The sequence below is a fragment of the Streptomyces sp. NPDC093546 genome, assembly GCF_044765045.1.
In the GTDB taxonomy this organism is placed as follows: Bacteria; Actinomycetota; Actinomycetes; order Streptomycetales; family Streptomycetaceae; genus Streptomyces.
Genome location: NZ_JBIWJG010000016.1, coordinates 91,128 through 108,818 on the forward strand (window position 1 = coordinate 91,128; position 17,691 = coordinate 108,818).

Annotated in this window: 16 protein-coding genes; 10 read left to right on the forward strand and 6 right to left on the reverse strand. The window is 71.7% G+C overall.

Features of this window, described 5'->3' with window-relative positions; translation table 11 throughout:
* Nucleotide 1: 1 nt before the first annotated feature.
* Complete coding sequence (locus ACIRNI_RS27700; RefSeq protein WP_403555436.1) at nt 2–403, forward strand: cupin domain-containing protein; 402 nt, start codon at nt 2–4, stop codon at nt 401–403.
* Nucleotides 404–434: 31 nt separating this feature from the next.
* A complete protein-coding gene (locus tag ACIRNI_RS27705) occupies nt 435–1,976 on the forward strand; it encodes a DUF2079 domain-containing protein (protein WP_403555438.1) in 1,542 nt (513 codons plus the stop codon).
* A 232-nt stretch (nt 1,977–2,208) separates the two neighbouring features.
* Here the strand turns inward: ACIRNI_RS27705 and mgrA are convergent, their stop codons facing one another.
* Nucleotides 2,209–3,246, reverse strand: a complete 1,038-nt coding sequence (gene mgrA / locus ACIRNI_RS27710) for an L-glyceraldehyde 3-phosphate reductase (protein WP_403555440.1) — start codon at nt 3,244–3,246, stop codon at nt 2,209–2,211.
* Nucleotides 3,247–3,403: 157 nt separating this feature from the next.
* Between mgrA and ACIRNI_RS27715 the strand changes: the two genes are divergently transcribed.
* The 4 genes from ACIRNI_RS27715 to ACIRNI_RS27730 all read left to right on the forward strand — a co-directional run bounded on the left by ACIRNI_RS27715 (nt 3,404) and on the right by ACIRNI_RS27730 (nt 8,482).
* Nucleotides 3,404–4,165 (forward strand): isoprenyl transferase, encoded by a 762-nt coding sequence (locus tag ACIRNI_RS27715; protein ID WP_403555442.1) that lies wholly within the window; start codon nt 3,404–3,406, stop codon nt 4,163–4,165.
* 344 nt (nt 4,166–4,509) lie between these two features.
* Nucleotides 4,510–5,832: a PhoH family protein gene (locus tag ACIRNI_RS27720; protein WP_356645799.1), complete on the forward strand. Its 1,323-nt coding sequence runs from the start codon at nt 4,510–4,512 to the stop codon at nt 5,830–5,832.
* A 380-nt stretch (nt 5,833–6,212) separates the two neighbouring features.
* Nucleotides 6,213–6,920: a transglycosylase SLT domain-containing protein gene (locus ACIRNI_RS27725; protein ID WP_403555444.1), complete on the forward strand. Its 708-nt coding sequence runs from the start codon at nt 6,213–6,215 to the stop codon at nt 6,918–6,920.
* A 155-nt stretch (nt 6,921–7,075) separates the two neighbouring features.
* Nucleotides 7,076–8,482, forward strand: a complete 1,407-nt coding sequence (locus ACIRNI_RS27730) for an AI-2E family transporter (protein WP_403555446.1) — start codon at nt 7,076–7,078, stop codon at nt 8,480–8,482.
* Nucleotides 8,483–8,561: 79 nt separating this feature from the next.
* Here ACIRNI_RS27730 and ACIRNI_RS27735 read toward each other — a convergent pair whose 3' ends face one another.
* On the reverse strand, nt 8,562–9,095 hold the full coding sequence (locus tag ACIRNI_RS27735; RefSeq protein WP_355359188.1) for an alkyl hydroperoxide reductase: 534 nt from the start codon (nt 9,093–9,095) through the stop codon (nt 8,562–8,564).
* Nucleotides 9,096–9,113: 18 nt separating this feature from the next.
* Nucleotides 9,114–9,668: a peroxiredoxin gene (locus ACIRNI_RS27740; protein ID WP_355359191.1), complete on the reverse strand. Its 555-nt coding sequence runs from the start codon at nt 9,666–9,668 to the stop codon at nt 9,114–9,116.
* Between the two features lie 134 nt (nt 9,669–9,802).
* Between ACIRNI_RS27740 and ACIRNI_RS27745 the strand changes: the two genes are divergently transcribed.
* Nucleotides 9,803–10,759 (forward strand): LysR substrate-binding domain-containing protein, encoded by a 957-nt coding sequence (locus ACIRNI_RS27745; RefSeq protein ID WP_403555448.1) that lies wholly within the window; start codon nt 9,803–9,805, stop codon nt 10,757–10,759.
* A gap of 17 nt (nt 10,760–10,776) precedes the next feature.
* Here ACIRNI_RS27745 and ACIRNI_RS27750 read toward each other — a convergent pair whose 3' ends face one another.
* From ACIRNI_RS27750 to ACIRNI_RS27760, 3 genes are all read right to left on the reverse strand, one after another.
* Nucleotides 10,777–12,165 carry an MFS transporter gene (locus ACIRNI_RS27750; RefSeq protein WP_403555450.1) on the reverse strand — a complete coding sequence of 463 codons (1,389 nt, stop codon included), beginning with the start codon at nt 12,163–12,165 and terminating at the stop codon, nt 10,777–10,779.
* 139 nt (nt 12,166–12,304) lie between these two features.
* Complete coding sequence (locus ACIRNI_RS27755; RefSeq protein WP_403555452.1) at nt 12,305–14,185, reverse strand: helix-turn-helix domain-containing protein; 1,881 nt, start codon at nt 14,183–14,185, stop codon at nt 12,305–12,307.
* A gap of 68 nt (nt 14,186–14,253) precedes the next feature.
* Nucleotides 14,254–15,204 (reverse strand): 3-hydroxyacyl-CoA dehydrogenase family protein, encoded by a 951-nt coding sequence (locus ACIRNI_RS27760; protein ID WP_403555454.1) that lies wholly within the window; start codon nt 15,202–15,204, stop codon nt 14,254–14,256.
* A gap of 236 nt (nt 15,205–15,440) precedes the next feature.
* On the opposite strand from ACIRNI_RS27760, the gene ACIRNI_RS27765 reads away from it, so the two are divergent.
* The 3 genes from ACIRNI_RS27765 (at nt 15,441) to ACIRNI_RS27775 (ending at nt 17,690) form a co-directional block, all read left to right on the forward strand.
* Nucleotides 15,441–16,190: an esterase/lipase family protein gene (locus ACIRNI_RS27765; protein WP_403555456.1), complete on the forward strand. Its 750-nt coding sequence runs from the start codon at nt 15,441–15,443 to the stop codon at nt 16,188–16,190.
* Between the two features lie 97 nt (nt 16,191–16,287).
* Nucleotides 16,288–17,043, forward strand: a complete 756-nt coding sequence (locus ACIRNI_RS27770) for a CoA transferase subunit A (protein ID WP_403555458.1) — start codon at nt 16,288–16,290, stop codon at nt 17,041–17,043.
* Complete coding sequence (locus ACIRNI_RS27775) at nt 17,043–17,690, forward strand: CoA transferase subunit B (protein ID WP_403555460.1); 648 nt, start codon at nt 17,043–17,045, stop codon at nt 17,688–17,690. The genes ACIRNI_RS27770 and ACIRNI_RS27775 overlap by 1 nt, the downstream gene beginning before the upstream one ends.
* Nucleotide 17,691 lies beyond the last annotated feature (1 nt).

Consider the following 17,691-nt stretch of genomic DNA (forward strand, 5'->3'; position numbering starts at 1 on the left):
TATGCGCACAGACCCGGTCAATGTCACCGAGGCCCTCGCCTCCTTCGACGACGTCTACAGCCCCCGCATCGTCGCCCGCATGAACGACTACGACGTACGCGTCGCCCATGCCGTCGGCGAGCACGTCTGGCACGTCCACGAGGAGACGGACGAGTTCTTCCTGGTCCTGGACGGGCGGTTCGAGATCGCCCTGCGCGGCGCCGCCGACGGCACCGAGCGGACGGTCGTCCTGCGGCGCGGTGACACCTTCGTCGTGCCGAAGGGAACCGAGCACAGGCCGTCGGCGCCGGAGGGCGCGGACATCCTGCTGTTCGAGCCGTCCGGGACGGTGTCCACCGGCGACCGCCACGAAGGAAAGCTGCCGGACCACGTGGACAGCACCACGGGCCACGCCCTCACCTGAGCCGCGACGCCCGCCGCCTAGCATCCGCCATATGCGGACATTCCCTACTCAAAAGGTCTCACCGCCGCCCGCCGCCCCCGCCATGGCGCACCCGGCCGCCACCCCCCGGCTCCTCGCCTGGGGGTGGGCCGCCGCGCTGTGCGCGCTGTACGCCACGGTCGCCGTACGCCGCCACCAGCTGCTGCGCACCACCGGCTACGACCTCGGCATCTTCGAGCAGGCCGTACGGGCGTACGCCGAACTCCGCGCCCCCGTCGTGCCGTTGCGCGGCGAGGGCTTCAACCTCCTCGGCGACCACTTCCACCCGCTGCTGGCCGTCCTCGCGCCGCTCTACCGCCTGTGGCCGTCCCCGCTGTGCCTGCTCGTCGCCCAGTCCGCGCTGCTCGCCCTCGCCGTCGTCCCGCTCGCCCACTGGGCCGCCCGCGCGCTCGGCCGCCGCGCGGCGCACGCCGTGGCCGCCGTGTACGGGCTCAGCTGGGGCATCGCGTCGGCGGCCGCCTTCGACTTCCACGAGGTCGCCCTCGCCGTACCGCTGCTCGCCTGCTCGCTCGAAGCGCTGGCCCGGCGGCGCTGGCGGGCGGCCGTCGCCTGGGCCGCGCCCCTGCTGCTGGTCAAGGAGGACCTGGGCCTCACGCTCGCCGCCATCGGCGCGTACATCGCGTGGCGCGGCGGTCCGCGGCGGCTGGGCATCGCCACCGCCGTGGCGGGACTCGCCGGGTCGGCCGTCGAGATCCTGGTCCTGCTGCCCGCCTTTCACCCCGGCGGCGCGTACGCCCACGGCGGGAACCTCGGCGGCTCCGGTGGTCCCGGCGAAGGCCACGGCTCCCTCCTCGCCGCTCTCGCGCACGCCCCCCTCGACGCGCTGCGCCCCGACATCAAGGCCATGACGCTGGTCCTGGTCTTCGCGCCGTCCGCGCTGCTCGCGCTCCGCTCCCCGCTCGCGCTGATCGCCGTACCGACGCTCGCCTGGCGCATGCTGTCGCAGAACGCCTTCCACTGGGGTACGGCCTTCCACTACAGCGCCGTGCTCATGCCCGTCGTCTGCGCCGGGCTGATCGACGCGCTCACCGTCTGGCGCCGCACCGCCCACCCGCTGGCCGCCCGCCATGTGCGCGCCTCGCTCGCCACCGCCCTCGCCGTGACCCTGGTCATGCTGCCGTCGTTCCCGCTCGCGCTGCTCGCCCAGCGCGCGACCTGGCGCACGCCCCCGCACGTCGAGGCGGCCCGCGCGCTGCTCGCGAGGATCCCCGACGGCGCGACCGTCGCCGCCTCCAACCGCCTCGTCCCGCAGCTGACCTCCCGCTGCACGGTCGTCGTCTTCCCGACCTTCCCGGTGGCGGGGAAGCTGTACGAGTACGACAGGAAGCGCCTGCCGCGGCCCACCGCCGAGTGGATCGTCTTCGACCGCCGGCCGCCCGAGGCGTGGCCGTACCGGACCGGGCACTGGCCCTACCCGATCAAGCAGCAGCTGGCCGAGCTGGCCGCGGCCGAGAAGCGGTACGGCTACCAGCGCGTCGCCCAGCGTGACGGCATCACGCTCCTCCGACGGGAGCAGCGGGAACAGCGGGGATAGACGAGGGCTGTCAGGGCCGTCAACGCGGCGCCTCCGGAGCCGGGTCCCCCTTGGGGAGTACAGCCGCGGCGCCCGCCCCCAGAGGCCTCCCGCCGTGTCCGCAGCGCGGTCCCGTGTTTTCGGAGCGTAGTGACGGCCTGTCGCGGCACGCAGCACGTCTCACGAAGGGTTATGGTGGAAACCCCCCCTCGGGCCGGTCCGTATCCCCCCCACGGACCGGCCCGTTTTCCGTTCAGCCGCGCGCCGCCCAGATGTTGGTGCCGGCGGTGTCGACCGCGTACGAGTCGATCTCCTTCAGCTCCTCCTGGCTGAGCGGCGCCCCGCCCAGCGCCGCGATGTTCTGCTCCAGCTGCGTCACGCTGGACGCGCCGATGAGCGCCGACGTCATCCGCTCGTCGCGCAGCACCCAGGTCAGCGCCAGCTGCGCGAGCGACTGGCCGCGGCGGCGCGCGATCTCGTCCAGGCCGCGGAGCCGGCGGACGACCTCGTCGGAGAGGAGGTTCGGGTCGAGGGACTTGCCCTGCGTGGCCCGCGAACCCTCGGGGATGCCCGTGAGGTACTTGTCGGTGAGCAGCCCCTGGGCGAGCGGCGCGAAGGCGATGCAACCCATGCCCGCCTCCTCCAGGGTGTCGAGGAGGCCGTCCTCCTCGGTCCAGCGGTTGATCATCGAGTACGACGGCTGGTGGATCAGCGCCGGAACACCCATCTCCCGCAGCAGCCGCGCCGCCTCGGCGGTCTGCTCGCTGCTGTACGAGGAGACGCCGACGTACAGCGCCTTGCCCTGCTGCACGGCGGAGGCCAGGGCGCCCATGGTCTCCTCGAGCGGGGTGTCCTTGTCGAAGCGGTGCGAGTAGAAGATGTCGACGTAGTCGAGGCCCATCCGCTGCAGCGACGCGTCGAGCGAGGACAGCAGGTACTTGCGGGAGCCCCACTCGCCGTACGGCCCGGGGTGCATCAGGTACCCGGCCTTGGTCGAGATGACGAGTTCGTCACGGTACGGCGCGAAGTCCTGGGCGAAGATCTTGCCGAAGTTCAGCTCGGCGGAGCCGGGCGGCGGCCCGTAGTTGTTCGCCAGGTCGAAGTGGGTCACGCCGAGGTCGAAGGCGCGGCGCAGGATCGCGCGCTGCGAGGCGAGCGTGCGGTCGTCGCCGAAGTTGTGCCACAGTCCCAGCGAAACGGCGGGCAGCTTCAGGCCGCTGCGGCCGGTGCGGCGGTACTCCATGGAGTCGTAGCGGTCAGCGGCGGGTCGGTATGCGGGGGTATCAGTCACGTCCCTCTCCTTATCACGGACCTGTGACGGGCCGGGTTGGGCCGCCGTGACCCCCGCGCAGTAATGTGGCGGCCTCGGGGACAGCGGCGGTGAGCCGGAATCGATCCCCCTGGGCCGACGCCGCTGCGGGCCCGCACGCAATCGAGAGGTGAGATCGGTGAACTTGCGCGACCTGGTGTACAGGCTCTACGCACGCCGGGTCGAGGGCCGCCTCGACCACGCCCAGGTGCCGAAGCACATCGGCGTCATCCTCGACGGGAACCGGCGGTGGGCGAAGGCGTCCGGCGGCACTCCGGAGCAGGGCCACAAGGCGGGCGCGAACAAGATCCAGGAGCTGCTCGGCTGGTGCGCCGAGACGGACGTCGAGGTCGTCACCCTGTGGATGCTGTCCACCGACAACCTCAACCGGCCCGAGAAGCAGCTGGTGCCGCTGCTCGGCATCATCGAGAACGCCGTGCGCGACCTCGCCGCCGACGGCCGCTGGCGCGTCCACCACGTCGGCACGCTGGACCTGCTGCCCGCGCGGACGCAGGCCGTCCTGAAGGAGGCCGAGGAGAAGACCCGCGACCACACGGGCATACTCGTGAACGTCGCCGTGGGCTACGGCGGCCGCCAGGAGATCGCGGACGCGGTCCGCTCGCTGCTGCTGGCGCACGCGGAGAAGGGCACGAGCTTCGAGGAGCTCGCCGAGATCGTCGACATCGACCTGATCTCGGAGCACCTCTACACCCGCGGCCAGCCCGACCCGGACCTGGTCATCCGCACCAGCGGCGAGCAGCGCCTGTCGGGCTTCATGCTCTGGCAGAGCGCCCACTCCGAGTACTACTTCTGCGAGGTCCACTGGCCGGCCTTCCGCAAGGTCGACTTCCTGCGCGCCCTGCGCGACTACGCCGCCCGCCACCGGCGCTACGGCACCTGACGACACCGCCGCACCACGGCACCGACATCCCGCCCCCAGGTGGTGTCCCCAGGACACCCGGCGTTCATCGACGCGTCGTCATATGCCATGGCATGGACCTGCGGTAGCGCGGGAATATCCCTCCCAGAGTGAGCGGCACTCAAGCCCGCTCGCCCGGGAGGCCCTTTGCACCAGGACGACCGTGCACCCCGTGTACGGACGACGCGGAGGGCCGGAGCTCGGCCCGCGCAAGGTGGCCGGAGCCCGGCTCCATCTCCCGCGACGCCGCCGCCGTCGCCGAAGCCGCCGTCGCCGCCGTCGCACCCCGACCTCATGCACCTCTATCAGAGGGGGTCCGTCCTACCGTGGTGACCAGCACAAAGCGCCGCCTCAACGACAGGCGCACCTACGTCCTCGACACCAGCGTCCTGCTGGCCGACCCCGGTGCCATGGCCCGTTTCGACGAGCACGAGGTCGTGCTCCCCGTCGTCGTGGTCACGGAGCTGGAGGCCAAGAGGCACCACCCGGAGCTCGGCTACTTCGCCCGGCAGGCGCTGCGCCTGCTGGACGACCTGCGGGTCCGGTACGGCCGCCTCGACGCCCCGCTGCCGATCGGCGAGCTCGGCGGGACCCTGCGTGTGGAGCTCAACCACTCGGACCCCGCCGTCCTCCCGGCCGGCTACCGCCTCGGCGACAACGACTCGCGGATCCTCGCCGTCGCGCGCAACCTCCAGGCCGAGGGGTACGACGTCACCGTCGTCTCCAAGGACCTGCCGCTGCGCATCAAGGCGTCGTCGGTCGGCCTGCTCGCCGAGGAGTACCGCGCCGAGCTCGCCATCACCGACTCCGGCTGGACCGGCATGGCGGAACTGCCCCTCTCGGCGGACCAGGTCGACCTCCTGTTCACCGAGGAGTCGCTGTACGTCCCCGAAGCGGTCGGACTGCCGGTGCACACCGGTCTCGTCCTGTCGTCGGAGCGCGGCAAGGCGCTCGGCCGCATCGCGCCCGACGGGAACGTGCGCCTGGTGCGCGGCGACCGCGAGGCGTTCGGCATCCGGGGCCGCAGCGCCGAGCAGCGCATCGCGCTCGACCTGCTCCTCGACCCGGACGTCGGCATCGTCTCGATGGGCGGCCGCGCCGGTACGGGCAAGTCGGCGCTCGCGCTGTGCGCGGGCCTGGAGGCCGTCCTGGAGCGGCGGCAGCACCAGAAGGTGATGGTCTTCCGGCCGCTGTACGCCGTCGGCGGGCAGGAGCTCGGCTATCTGCCGGGCACCGAGGCGGAGAAGATGGGCCCCTGGGCGCAGGCGGTGTTCGACACGCTGTCGGCGGTGGCGGGCAAGGAGGTCATCGAGGAGATCCTCAGTCGCGGGATGCTGGAGGTCCTGCCGCTCACCCACATCCGCGGGCGCTCCCTCCACGACGCGTTCGTCATCGTGGACGAGGCCCAGTCCCTCGAACGCAACGTACTGCTGACCGTGTTGTCCCGTATCGGGTCGAATTCCCGGGTCGTCCTGACCCACGACGTGGCCCAGCGCGACAACCTGCGGGTCGGCCGGTACGACGGAGTCGTCGCCGTCGTCGAGAAACTGAAGGGCCATCCGCTCTTCGCGCACGTGACCCTGACCCGCTCGGAGCGCTCGCAGATCGCGGCGCTCGTGACCGAAATGCTGGAGGACGGGGTAGTTTGATGCGCGAATGCCCGTAATGGGCTATGGCAGTTGGCGCCGCCCGGCAAAGCGCGAGAGCTTAGCCGGGCGGCGTCGTGTCGCGCGCCCCCTTCCGTAAAACCTTTGCCGGAAAGGGCGTGTGAGCTTTCCCACGCAACGAATAATTGCCTTGCGGTGTCGCGGTCGGGCAGAGTCTTGCTTCCGTCAGGCCCCGCATACGGCACACCTGTAACAACTCAAGACCTGTTCGCCGTATGCCGCCCGAGCACCACGCGGCACTCCCGCAAGGGAGTTGCCCACCGGGCCCGTGTCCCCCGTGACCCAGCAGTGGGGGGACCAGCGCCAGGGGCACGATTTCGCCCGCGAGGTCACCTAAGCGGGCGATGCTGGAAGGAAACCGTGTGAGCCGGATCTCGGTCCGGGGATTCGCAGTGGCGTCGGCCACCGCGGTCACCACTGTCGGCGCCGTCGTCGGTGTTGCCTCGGGCAACGCCCAGCAGCCGGAGAACAACTTCGAGGCCGCTGCCGCCGACGCGACGCTCCTTGCGGACATCCCCGTCGGCCAGCAGGCCCAGGTACAGGTCTCGTCGCTGACGCAGCAGGCCGAGGCCCAGGCCGCCGCCGCGGACTCCGCCGCCCAGAAGTCCGCCGAGGAGGCCGCCCGCCTCCAGGCCGCCAAGGACGCCCAGGCGAAGAAGGAAGCCGCCGAGGAGAAGGCCGAGAAGGAGCGCAAGGAGCGGGAGGAGCGCGAGGCCAAGGAGCGCGCCAGCCGCGACGAGGTGCGCTCGGCCTCCAGCTTCGCGACCCAGTCGTCGTACAGCGTCGCCGAGGTCCAGGCGATGGCCCGTCAGATGATCCCGGGCGACCAGTTCCAGTGCTTCAGCAACATCGTGGACCACGAGTCCGACTGGAACTACCGCGCGACGAACCCCTCCTCGGGCGCGTACGGCCTCGTCCAGGCGCTCCCGGGCCACAAGATGGCGTCCGCCGGTGCCGACTGGCAGACCAACCCGGCCACCCAGATCAAGTGGGGCCTGAACTACATGAACGACCGCTACGGCAGCCCGTGCGGCGCGTGGAGCTTCTGGCAGGCCAACCACTGGTACTAGGCCGTCTACCAGGTCGTCTCCGCAGGCCGCCGTCGAGGCCGCCCGCCCCGCGCGACTCCGCGAGCCCCTCACCGTCCTACGGTGAGGGGCTTCGTGCGTGTACCGTCGTGGAGCCCGTACTCCCGGGGGGAGCGGTGGGGGGAAGAGAGAAGATCATGTCGAAAGTGCCAGGGTGGCTGGGCCGGCTGGGCGCCGGTCTGACCCGGATGGGGCGGCTCCTGGAGGAGCGCCGCCGAGCCGAGACCGAGTCCGGCGAACCGGGTGAACCGGGTGGGCCGGGTGGCCCCGGCGTGCCCGCCGGTCCGGGCGGCCCCGGCTTCCCGGGCGCGGCCGCGGGTGCCGGTGGTTCCGGCGCGCCCGGTGGTTCCGGCGAGAGCAACGGTTCCGGTGAGAACGGCGCGCAGGTGCCGGGGAGCGTTCCGGCCCCGCCCGCGTACGCCCCCGCCGTCGCCGCCCGCCCCGATCCCGTCGACGCCATCCCCTGGGGCATCCGCGTCGCGGCCGAGGCCGGCTGGCGGCTGCTCGTCCTCGCGGGCGCGCTCTGGGTGCTGATGAAGGCCATCAGCAACGTCCAGCTGGTGGTGCTCGCGTTCGTCGCCGCGCTGCTGATCACCGCTCTGCTCCAGCCCACCGTGGCCCGGCTGACGCGCTGGGGCCTGCCACGCGGGCTCGCCACCGCCGTCACGGCCATCACGGGCTTCGTCATCATGGGCCTCGTCGGCTGGTTCGTCGTCTGGCAGGTGCTGGACAACCTCGGCGACATCTCCGACCGCCTCCGGGACGGCATCGACGAGCTGAAGCGCTGGCTGCTGAACAGCCCCTTCCACGTCACCGAGCAGCAGATCAACGACATCGCCAAGAACCTCAGCGACACCATCGGCACCAACACGGAGGAGATCACCTCCGCCGGCCTCCAGGGCGTGACCGTGCTGGTCGAGGTGATCACCGGCATCCTGCTGACGATGTTCTCGACGCTCTTCCTGCTGTACGACGGGAAGAAGGTCTGGGGCTGGGTGCTCAAGCTGGTGCCGACGCAGGCGCGTCCGGGCGTCGCGGGTGCCGGTCCGCGCGCCTGGCGCACCCTCACCGCGTACGTACGCGGCACGCTGATCGTGGCCCTCATCGACGCCGTCTTCATCGGCCTCGGCATCTACTTCCTCGATGTGCCGCTGGCCGTGCCGCTCGGCGTGCTCATCTTCCTCTTCGCCTTCATCCCCCTGGTGGGCGCGGTGATCTCCGGTGCCCTCGCGGTGATCGTCGGCCTGGTCACCCAGGGCGTCTTCACGGCGCTGATGGTGTTGGTCGTGGTGCTCGCCGTCCAGCAGATCGAGGGCCACGTCCTCCAGCCGTTCATCCTGGGCCGCGCGGTGCGGGTCCACCCGCTCGCGGTCGTCCTCACGGTCGCGGCGGGCGGTCTGATCGCCGGCATCGGCGGCGCGGTGGTCGCAGTCCCGCTGGTCGCGGTCACCAACACGGTCGTCGGCTATCTGCGGGCGTTCAGCTACGAGCAGGCTCTGCGGCACGCGCCGCCGGGGGAGCCGCGGGTGGCGCCGCCGGTGTAGCAGGGGTAGGGGTACGCGGACACGCCGAAGGGGCCCACCGACTCAAGGTCGGTGGGCCCCTTCGTACGCGTACGGCTGACTACTCCGCGAGGACGGCCTCGGCGTCGAGCGTCGCGCCGACCGCCTGGATCACCGAGGCGATCTTGAACGCCTCCTGGATCGTGTCGCGCTCCACGCCGGCCTTGCGCAGCACCTGCTCGTGGGAGTCGAGGCACATGCCGCAGCCGTTGATGGCGGAGACGGCGAGCGACCACAGCTCGAAGTCGACCTTCTCCACACCCGGGTTGCCGATGACGTTCATCCGCAGACCCGCGCGCATCGTGCCGTACTCCGGGTCGGAGAGCAGGTGGCGCGTGCGGTAGAAGACGTTGTTCATCGCCATGATCGCGGCGGCGGACTTGGCGGCCTGGTACGCCTCGGGCGAGAGGTTCGCCTTCGCCTCCGGCTCCAGTTCGCGCAGGACCTTCGGCGAGCGCGAGGCGATCGCGCAGGCGAGGACCGTGCCCCACAGCTGCTGCTGGGGGAGCTCGCTGTTGCCGATGACCGAGCCGAGGTTCAGCTTCAGGTCCTTGGCGTAGTCCGGTATGGCGGACTTCAGTTCGTCGAGAGCCATGTCAGAGGGTCGCTTTCGTCACTCGCCGGAGAGCAGCTTGACCGGGTCGAGAGTGTCCTCGCCCTTGGTCCAGTTGCAGGGGCACAGCTCGTCGGTCTGCAGGGCGTCCAGCACCCGCAGGACCTCCTTGGGGTTACGGCCGACGGAGCCGGCGGTCACCATGCAGAACTGGATCTCGTTGTTCGGGTCGACGATGAAGACGGCACGCTGCGCGAAGCCGTCCTCGCCCTCGACGCCGCAGTCGCGCATGAGCTCGTGCTTCGAGTCCGCGAGCATCGGGAAGGGCAGGTCACGCAGGTCGGCGTGGTCCTTGCGCCAGGCGTGGTGCACGAACTCGGAGTCGCCCGAGACGCCGAGGATCTGGGCGTCGCGGTCGGCGAACTCGTCGTTCAGCTTGCCGAAGGCGGCGATCTCGGTGGGGCAGACGAAGGTGAAGTCCTTCGGCCAGAAGAACACCACGCGCCACTTGCCCTCGTAGGCCTTGTGGTCGATCTGCGCGAACTCCTTGCCGCTCTCGAGCGACACGCAGGCGGTCAGGTCGTACGTGGGGAACTGGTCACCGACAGTGAGCACACGCTCTCCTTGCAGCGGGGAAGTCCCTTTTGAGGCCTTCCGTGGGGGTTGGACGGAGCCCCAGCATGGCACGGCGTGCATTGATCAGTGAAATAGCTAGACTGGGTCGTGTTGATCGAAGGTGGTTATCAGTGGTGTCCGTATATAAGGGTAAGCAGCCCAGTCTGGCCCAGCTCCGCGCGTTCGTGGCGGTGGCCGAGCATCTGCACTTCCGGGACGCGGCGGCGGCGATCGGGATGAGCCAGCCGGCGCTTTCGGGCGCGGTTTCGGCCCTCGAAGAGGCACTCGGTGTCCAGCTGCTGGAGCGTACGACACGCAAGGTGCTGCTGTCCCCGGCGGGTGAGCGGCTCGCGATACGGGCCAGGGCCGTGCTGGACACGGTGGGTGAGCTCATGGAGGAGGCGGAGGCGGCCCAGGCGCCCTTCACCGGGGTGCTGCGGCTCGGTGTGATCCCGACCGTCGCGCCGTACCTGCTGCCGACGGTGCTGCGCCTGGTGCACGAGCGCTATCCGGAGCTCGACCTCCAGGTCCACGAGGAGCAGACCTCCTCGCTCCTGGAGGGCCTGGCGGCGGGGCGGCTCGACCTGCTGCTGCTCGCGGTGCCGCTGGGGGTGCCGGGCGTCACGGAACTCCCCCTGTTCGACGAGGACTTCGTCCTCGTCACGCCCGAGGGGCACGAGCTGGGCGGCCGCGACGACATCCCGCGCGAGGCCCTGCGCGAGCTGCGGCTGCTGCTGCTGGACGAGGGGCACTGCCTGCGCGACCAGGCGCTGGACATCTGCCGCGAGGCCGGCCGCCAGGACGGCGCCGCCGTGACCACCACCGCGGCAGGCCTCTCCACGCTGGTGCAGCTGGTCGCGGGCGGCCTCGGCGTGACGCTGCTGCCGCGCACGGCCGTGACGGTCGAGACCGGCCGCAACGACCGGCTGCTGACCGGCCGGTTCGCCGATCCCGCGCCGTCGCGGCGGGTCGCGCTGGCGATGCGTACGGGCGCGGCGCGCCAGGCCGAGTTCGAGGAGCTGGCGGACGCGCTGCGCGGGGCGATGGCGGACCTGCCGGTACGGATACTCCCGGCGGAGAACGCCCCCTAGGGGCGTTCGGCGGCGGTTCAGGCCGTGCGGGCCGGCTGCTCGCCGGACGGCGCGGGCCGGGGCTGCGCGGCCTCGTCCTGCGCGGCGGTCAGGTCGCGGTGCCGGGTCTCCTGTGCGCAGGCCAGGGCGATCACCGTCAGCAGGGCCGCGGCCAGGACGTACAGGACGATCGGCACGGCGCTGCCGTAGCCGGCGAGGAGTGCCGTCGCGATCAGCGGGGCGGGGGCGCCGGCGGCCACGGAGGAGAACTGGGCGCCGATGGAGGCGCCGGAGTAGCGCACACGGGTGGAGAACATCTCCGAGAAGAACGCCGCCTGGGGGCCGTACATGGCGCCGTGGAAGAGCAGGCCGACCGTCACCGCGAGCAGGACGGCGGGGAAGGTGCCCCGGTCGACCAGGAGGAAGAACGGGTGGATCCAGGCACCGACGCCGATCGCCCCGATGAGGTAGACCGGGCGCCGGCCGAGCCGGTCGGAGAGAGCGCCCCACATCGGGATGGTCGCGAAGTGTACGGCCGAGGCGACCAGTACGGCGCTGAGCGCCGTCTGCCGGCCGGTGCCGGCGTGCTCCGTCGCGTACACGAGGATGAAGGCCGTGATGACGTAGTAGGAGATGTTCTCCACCATGCGCGCGCCCATGGCGACGAGGACGTCTCTCCAGTGGTGGCGCAGGACGGCGAGCGCCGGTGGCTGTTCCGCCGTGCCCTGCTCGGACCTGCGGCGCTCCGCTGCCGCGAGGGCGGCCTTGAAGACGGGCGACTCGTCCACGGACAGCCGGATCCACAGCCCGACGAGCACCAGCACGCCCGACAGCAGGAACGGCACCCGCCACCCCCAGGAGAGGAAGGCCGGCTCGGGCAGGGCGGCCGTCAGCCCGGCGAGCACGCCCGTGGCCAGCAACTGCCCGGCCGGCGCGCCGGTCTGCGGCCAGGACGACAGGAAGCCGCGCCGCCGCGCGTCCCCGTGCTCGGAGACCAGCAGGACCGCCCCACCCCACTCGCCGCCGAGGGCGAAGCCCTGGACGAGGCGGAGCGCGGTGAGCAGGACCGGGGCGGCCGAGCCGATGGTGGCGTGGGTGGGCAGCAGCCCGATCAGGAAGGTCGCCCCACCCATCATCAGCAGGCTGAGCACCAGGAGCTTCTTGCGCCCGAGGCGGTCCCCGAAGTGTCCGAAGACGAGCGCGCCCAGGGGCCGGGCCGCGAAGCCGACGGCGTACGTCAGGAAGGCCAGCAGCGTGCCGACCAGGGGGTCGGAGTCGGGGAAGAACAGCTGGTTGAACACGAGCGCGGCGGCGGAGCCGTACAGGAAGAAGTCGTACCACTCGATGGTGGTACCGATGAGGCTGGCGGCGACGATCTTCTTCAGGCCGGCCGGGGGGCGGGGCTGTGCTGCGGTGGGCGACGACATGTGCACCACTTCCATGGGGTGGCTGAGGTGTTGCGTTTCAGCGCACAAGGTAGGAAGCACCGGCCCCGGAGCCGTATGTGCGGGACGGACACCGTTCCTGCCGCGATGTCCTCGCCGCAGCCATATCCGTCGCGTCCTGCTAGGAGTCGCCGACCTTCAGCAGCCTGAGGGCGACCTGGATCTCCAGCAGCCGCTCCGGATCGCGCCAGCCCTCACCGAGGAGCCGGCTCACGCGGGCCAGACGCTGCGAGACGGTGTTGACGTGCAGGTGCAGCATGCGCGCGGTGTTCCGGGCGTGCTGACCGGACCGGCAGTACGCGTCGAGCGTGCGCACCAGGTCCGAGCGGTGGCCGTGGTCGTACGCGATCACCGGGCCGATGACGGACTCGATGAACGACGCGATCGACGGCCGCCCGCCGAACAGCGCGCCGACGAAGCCGAGACCGCGGGTGTCCGCGACCTCGCCGGTCCTGCCCAGGGCGATCAGCGCCCGCAGGCACGCCTCCGCCTCCTGGTACGCCGCCTCGGTGCCGGCGGTGTCCCCGGCCCGCGCCGTACCGGCGGTGACGGTGCGGCGCGCGGTGCGCGACAGCTCGCGCGCGGCGGTGCGCGCCACCTCCAGGGGGTCGTCCCCGGGCAGCAGCAGGATCACGGTGTCGCGCCGGAGCGTGGCCAGTCCGCGCGAGCGCCGGGCGAAGGCCGCGGTGGAGGCGTAGACCCGTTCGCGCGGCTCGCCGTCCAGGCGGGCCACCACCACGGTCCGGCAGGCGTCGAGGTCGACGTCGATCAGGGCGGCGCGACGCCGTAGGAGGTCACGGTCCTTGGAGTGCGCCGCCAGCAGGTCGTCCAGCAGCTCGCCGCGCACCCGCGCCTCCGCCTCCGCCATGCGCCTGCGGGTGACCAGGACGAGGGAGGCGACCAGCGCGGCCCGCTCCAGGATGCGGCGGTCGGTGGGGCCGATCTCCGGCGCCGTCCCGGCGAGGACGATGGCGCCCAGGGGCTCGGACTCGGTGATCAGCGGGACGGCGCACCGGGCGCCCCGGACGACGGTGCCTCCGGCCCGCCGGGCGGCCGCGCCGATGGCCCGCAGCTCTTCGACCGGGACGGAAACCGGGCCCCGGGACCGGGCCGCGATGTCACCGTCCTCGTCGAGGACGACCACCGTGCCGGAGAGCGAGGTCGCCGTCGCCTGGGCCACGTCGTCCACGCCCTTGCCCTGGATGACCAGCCGCGTCAGGCGTTCGTGCACCTCGGCGGTGCGCTCCAGGTCGGACATGTGCGCGCTGATCGTGTCGTTCGCGACGCGCAGCTCGGCGACGGCCGCCTGGGCGGCGCTCAGCAGCCGGGCGTTCTCGATGGCCACCGCCGCGTGCGCGGCGAGCATCATCAGCACGCTGATGTCACGGCTGCCGAACCCCCGCCGGCTCCGGTGTGCGGCGAGCAGGACCCCGATCACCTCCTGGTCGAGCTTCACCGGCACGCCCAGCAGGGACTCGATCCCCTCCGCCGCGACCGTCCGGTCGATCTCGGCGGTGTGGGCGAAGGAGTCGTCGGAGAGGTACGAGGTGACGGCGTAGGGTTCGCCGGTCCGCGCGACGATGCCCCCGACCCCGCTGCCGACCGGCAGCCGCAGCTCGCGCAGCCGACCGGAGATGTTGCCGGCCGCCGCCTTGATGTAGCTGTCGCCGCGGCCCCGGTCGCTGAGGCTGATGTAGGCGAGGTCGCACTCCAGCAGACGCCGTGCGCGATCGGAGATCGCCTGGAGGATGGAGTCGAGGTCCCGCAGCGACGCCAGGTCGTTGGCGGTGTCGTTGAGCAACTGGAGCTCCGCCTCGTTGCGGCGGTGCCGCAGGTGCCTCTCGCGCAGCCGCAGCGCGATCGCGCGCTCCTCCTCCAGTTCCGCGAGCCTGCCGGGCGGCTCCCCGGCGGCCCGGGCCGCCGCCAGCACGTCGTCGAAGGCGCCGATGTCGGCGTCCTTCAGCAGCAGTTCCAGGAAGACACCGCTGTACGTCCCTGCCATGGCCCCTCCGTCGGACCGGCCCGTCAGGCCCCTCGGTCGTGCGCGGGTGTGCCGGCCCGCTGGGAGTATCACCCCTCGTGCGCCCGCCCGACCCCGCCCGGAGCGGTCCGCGGCGACGCGAGGCGGGAGCGGATCCCGGCGTCCAGCCGCCGGGCGACCTCCTCGTCCCGCCCCTCCGGCCAGGGCAGCAGCCCCGCTCCGGAGGCGCGGCCCCGGTGGCCCGCCCGGAGGAGCGCGTCGAGGACGGTGAAGTCGCCGGTCGCCGCCGACAGATGGGGGCTGAGACTGTTCAGGATGTCCCGGGTCAGTTCCAGCCCGATGAAGTCCGCGTTCTCCATGGGCCCCACGGCCGGCCAGCGCAGGGCGAGGCTCGACCGCATGACGGTGTCGATGGTGACCGCGTCGCACACGCCCTGTTCCAGGAGGTGCAGCGCCTCGCGCACGAGCGCGAACTGCAACCGGTTGCCGATGAATCCGGGGACGTCCCGGTGGAGGCGTACCGTCGTCTTGCCCAGCCCGTCGAGGAGCTCACAGGCTTCCTCCACGAAGCGGTGGTCCGTTTCCGTCCCCGGCGCGACCTCCACGAGCGGGATGACGTAGGGCGGGTTCCACCAGTGGACGCCTACCAGCCGCTGCGGATGCCGCATCCCCTTGGCGACCTCGGTGAGCGACAGCACCGAGGTGTTGGACCAGATCGGCGTCACGGGGGAGACGAGGTCCTCCACCGCGGCCAGCACGTGGTGCTTGATGTCCAGGCGCTCGGGGACGGCTTCCACCACGATGTCCGCGCTCCGCGCGAGCTCCGCCGGCGACGAGGCCGTGGTGATCCGTTCCGCCACGGCCCGCAGCTCCTCCGGTGGCGTGCCACAGCGCTCGAGAGCCTGCCCGACCCGCTCACCCAGACCGGCCAGCGTCGCCGGATCCGCGTCGTGCACGACCACACCGAAGCCCGCCCGAGCCAGAGCGACGGCGATCCCGTGCCCCATCAACCCTCCACCGACGATGCCGAACCGGATCATTTCCCTGTCCTCCCCGCAGCCGGATATGTGTGCCGCACACTCGCAGCGCGCCTTCCGCGCCGTAATGGTCGGGGTGGACACATACGCGGCGGAACGATGTGCGCCGCTCCCATCAAGGCGCCACGTGGCGCGGTCCTACGGTGCTCTCCATCCACACCCCACATCCCCGTCGCCGACCGCCGGGCGCGAGCCGCCGCCCGCTTCCGGCGCACCGCACGACGGGCAAGGAGGCACCCATGTTGTTCCACTCCACCCGCCGGGCGCTGTCCGCCGCGCTCGCCGCCGTACTGACCGCCGGTCTGCTGGGGCTGGCGTCCCAGGCGTCCGCCGCGGCACCGCGTACCGAAGCCGCCGCGGCCGCCGGGCACGACCCGGTCATCATGATCCCCGGGATGACCGGCCAGCCGTCCGGCATGGACGCCATGAAGTCCAACCTGCAGGCCAACGGCTGGCCGGCGGGAAGGCTGTTCACCTGGACCGACAGCAGCCGGATGACGCAGGACCTGGCCAGGGCCGCCCAGGAGCTCTCGGTGAAGGTCGACCAGGTCCGCAGCCAGACCGGGGCGTCCAAGGTGGTTCTGGCCACCTGGTCCGCCTCCACCCTGGCGGCCCGGTACTACATCAAGAACCTCGGCGGCGCCGACAAGGTCTCCCAGTACATCGGCTTCGCCGGACCGCAGCACGGCACCACCAACAACGGCTGCCAGTGGTACGTCTCCTGCCAGCAGTTCGCCTCGCCCCACACGCCGTTCCTCAGGGCGCTCAACTCGCCCACCGAAGTGCCCTTCAACGACAAGGTCGCCTACCTGACGATCCGCTCGACCGCGGACTACAACGCCGTACCGACCGACACCGCCATACTCGCCGGCGCGGACGAGAACCACCTGATGAGCGGCCCGATGGCACCCAGCCACTTCACGATCATCTCCAACAGCACGGCCCTGGCGAAGATGCGCTCCTTCATCACCGCGCACGAAACCGCCTGATTCCCCTCGGCGCGTACGTCACCCGTCCACGCCACCGCGATGCCGAATGGGCCGCGGTGGCGTGCGCGGGCACGACCCACGAAAGGCTCCGTCTCGCATGGACAAAACGATGGCCTCGGCCGCCGAAGCGGTGGCCGACATCGAGGACGGCGCGTCACTGGCCGTCGGCGGCTTCGGACTGTGCGGCATACCCGAGACCCTCATCCGCGCCCTGTACGACAAGGGCAGCGGCCGCCTCCACATCGTCTCCAACAACTGCGGCGTCGACGGCCGCGGCCTCGGCATCCTGCTGGGCGCGGGCCGCGTCACCCGGGTGACCGGCTCCTACGTGGGAGAGAACAAGGAGTTCGCGCGCCAGTACCTCGGCGGCGAACTGGAAGTCGAGCTCACCCCGCAGGGCACCCTGGCCGAACGGCTCCGCGCCGGCGGCTGCGGCATCCCCGCCTTCTACACCCCGGCCGGCGTGGGCACCCAGGTCGCCGACGGCGGCCTGCCCTGGCGTCACCACCCCGACGGGACCGTCGCCGTGGCGTCACCCCCCAAGGAGGCCCGTGTGTTCGAGGGACGCACCTATGTGCTGGAGCGCGGCATCACCACCGACTTCGCCCTGGTGAGAGCCGCCGTCGGGGACCGGCACGGCAACCTCGTCCTCCACCGCACCGCCGCCAACTTCAACGCGCCCGCCGCGATGGCCGGCAGGGTCTCCATCGCCGAGGTGGAACGCCTCGCCGACCCCGGCGAGCTCGACCCCGACCACATCCACGTCCCCGGCGTCTTCGTCCAGCGCGTCGTCGTGCTCACCCGGGAGCAGGCGGCTGACAAGCCGGTCGAGAAGAGGACGGTACGCGTCTGATGGCCTGGAACCGCGACCAGATGGCCGCCCGCGCCGCGGCCGAACTCCACGACGGCACCTACGTCAACCTCGGCATCGGACTGCCGACCCTCGTCCCCGGCCACCTGCCGCCCGGTGTCCACGTGGTCCTCCACTCCGAGAACGGCATCCTCGGCACCGGCCCGTACCCGACGGAAGCCGAGGTGGACCCCGACCTGATCAACGCCGGGAAGGAGACCGTCACCGTCCTTCCGGGGGCGAGCTTCTTCGACTCCGCGCTCTCCTTCGGCATGATCCGCGGCGGTCACATCGACACGGCGGTGCTCGGCGCCATGCAGGTGTCCGCGGCGGGCGACCTCGCCAACTGGATGATCCCCGGCAAGATGGTCAAGGGCATGGGCGGTGCCATGGACCTCGTCCACGGCGCCCGCCGGGTCATCGCCCTGACCGAGCACACCGCCAAGGACGGCAGCCCCAAGATCGTGCGCGCGTGCACGCTGCCCCTGACCGGCGCGGCGTGCGTCCACCGCGTCATCACCGACCTCGCCGTCCTCGACGTCACCGACCGGGGCCTCGTGCTCGCCGAGACCGCCCCCGGCGTCACCGCCGAGGAGGTGCTCGCGGCCACCGGCGCTCCGGTGCACGTCCCCGCCGGCGACCGGCCGTGAG

Bases quoted from the DNA above. Each gene is read 5' to 3' on its own strand.
- ACIRNI_RS27760 (WP_403555454.1), bottom strand. From the start codon at position 15,204: ATGATCCGGTTCGGCATCGTCGGTGGAGGGTTGATGGGGCACGGGATC.
- ACIRNI_RS27700 (WP_403555436.1), top strand. From the start codon at position 2: ATGCGCACAGACCCGGTCAATGTCACCGAGGCCCTCGCCTCCTTCGAC.
- ACIRNI_RS27755 (WP_403555452.1), bottom strand. From the start codon at position 14,185: ATGGCAGGGACGTACAGCGGTGTCTTCCTGGAACTGCTGCTGAAGGAC.
- ACIRNI_RS27775 (WP_403555460.1), top strand. From the start codon at position 17,043: ATGGCCTGGAACCGCGACCAGATGGCCGCCCGCGCCGCGGCCGAACTC.
- ACIRNI_RS27730 (WP_403555446.1), top strand. From the start codon at position 7,076: ATGTCGAAAGTGCCAGGGTGGCTGGGCCGGCTGGGCGCCGGTCTGACC.
- ACIRNI_RS27770 (WP_403555458.1), top strand. From the start codon at position 16,288: ATGGACAAAACGATGGCCTCGGCCGCCGAAGCGGTGGCCGACATCGAG.
- ACIRNI_RS27705 (WP_403555438.1), top strand. From the start codon at position 435: ATGCGGACATTCCCTACTCAAAAGGTCTCACCGCCGCCCGCCGCCCCC.
- ACIRNI_RS27750 (WP_403555450.1), bottom strand. From the start codon at position 12,165: ATGTCGTCGCCCACCGCAGCACAGCCCCGCCCCCCGGCCGGCCTGAAG.
- ACIRNI_RS27765 (WP_403555456.1), top strand. From the start codon at position 15,441: ATGTTGTTCCACTCCACCCGCCGGGCGCTGTCCGCCGCGCTCGCCGCC.
- ACIRNI_RS27735 (WP_355359188.1), bottom strand. From the start codon at position 9,095: ATGGCTCTCGACGAACTGAAGTCCGCCATACCGGACTACGCCAAGGAC.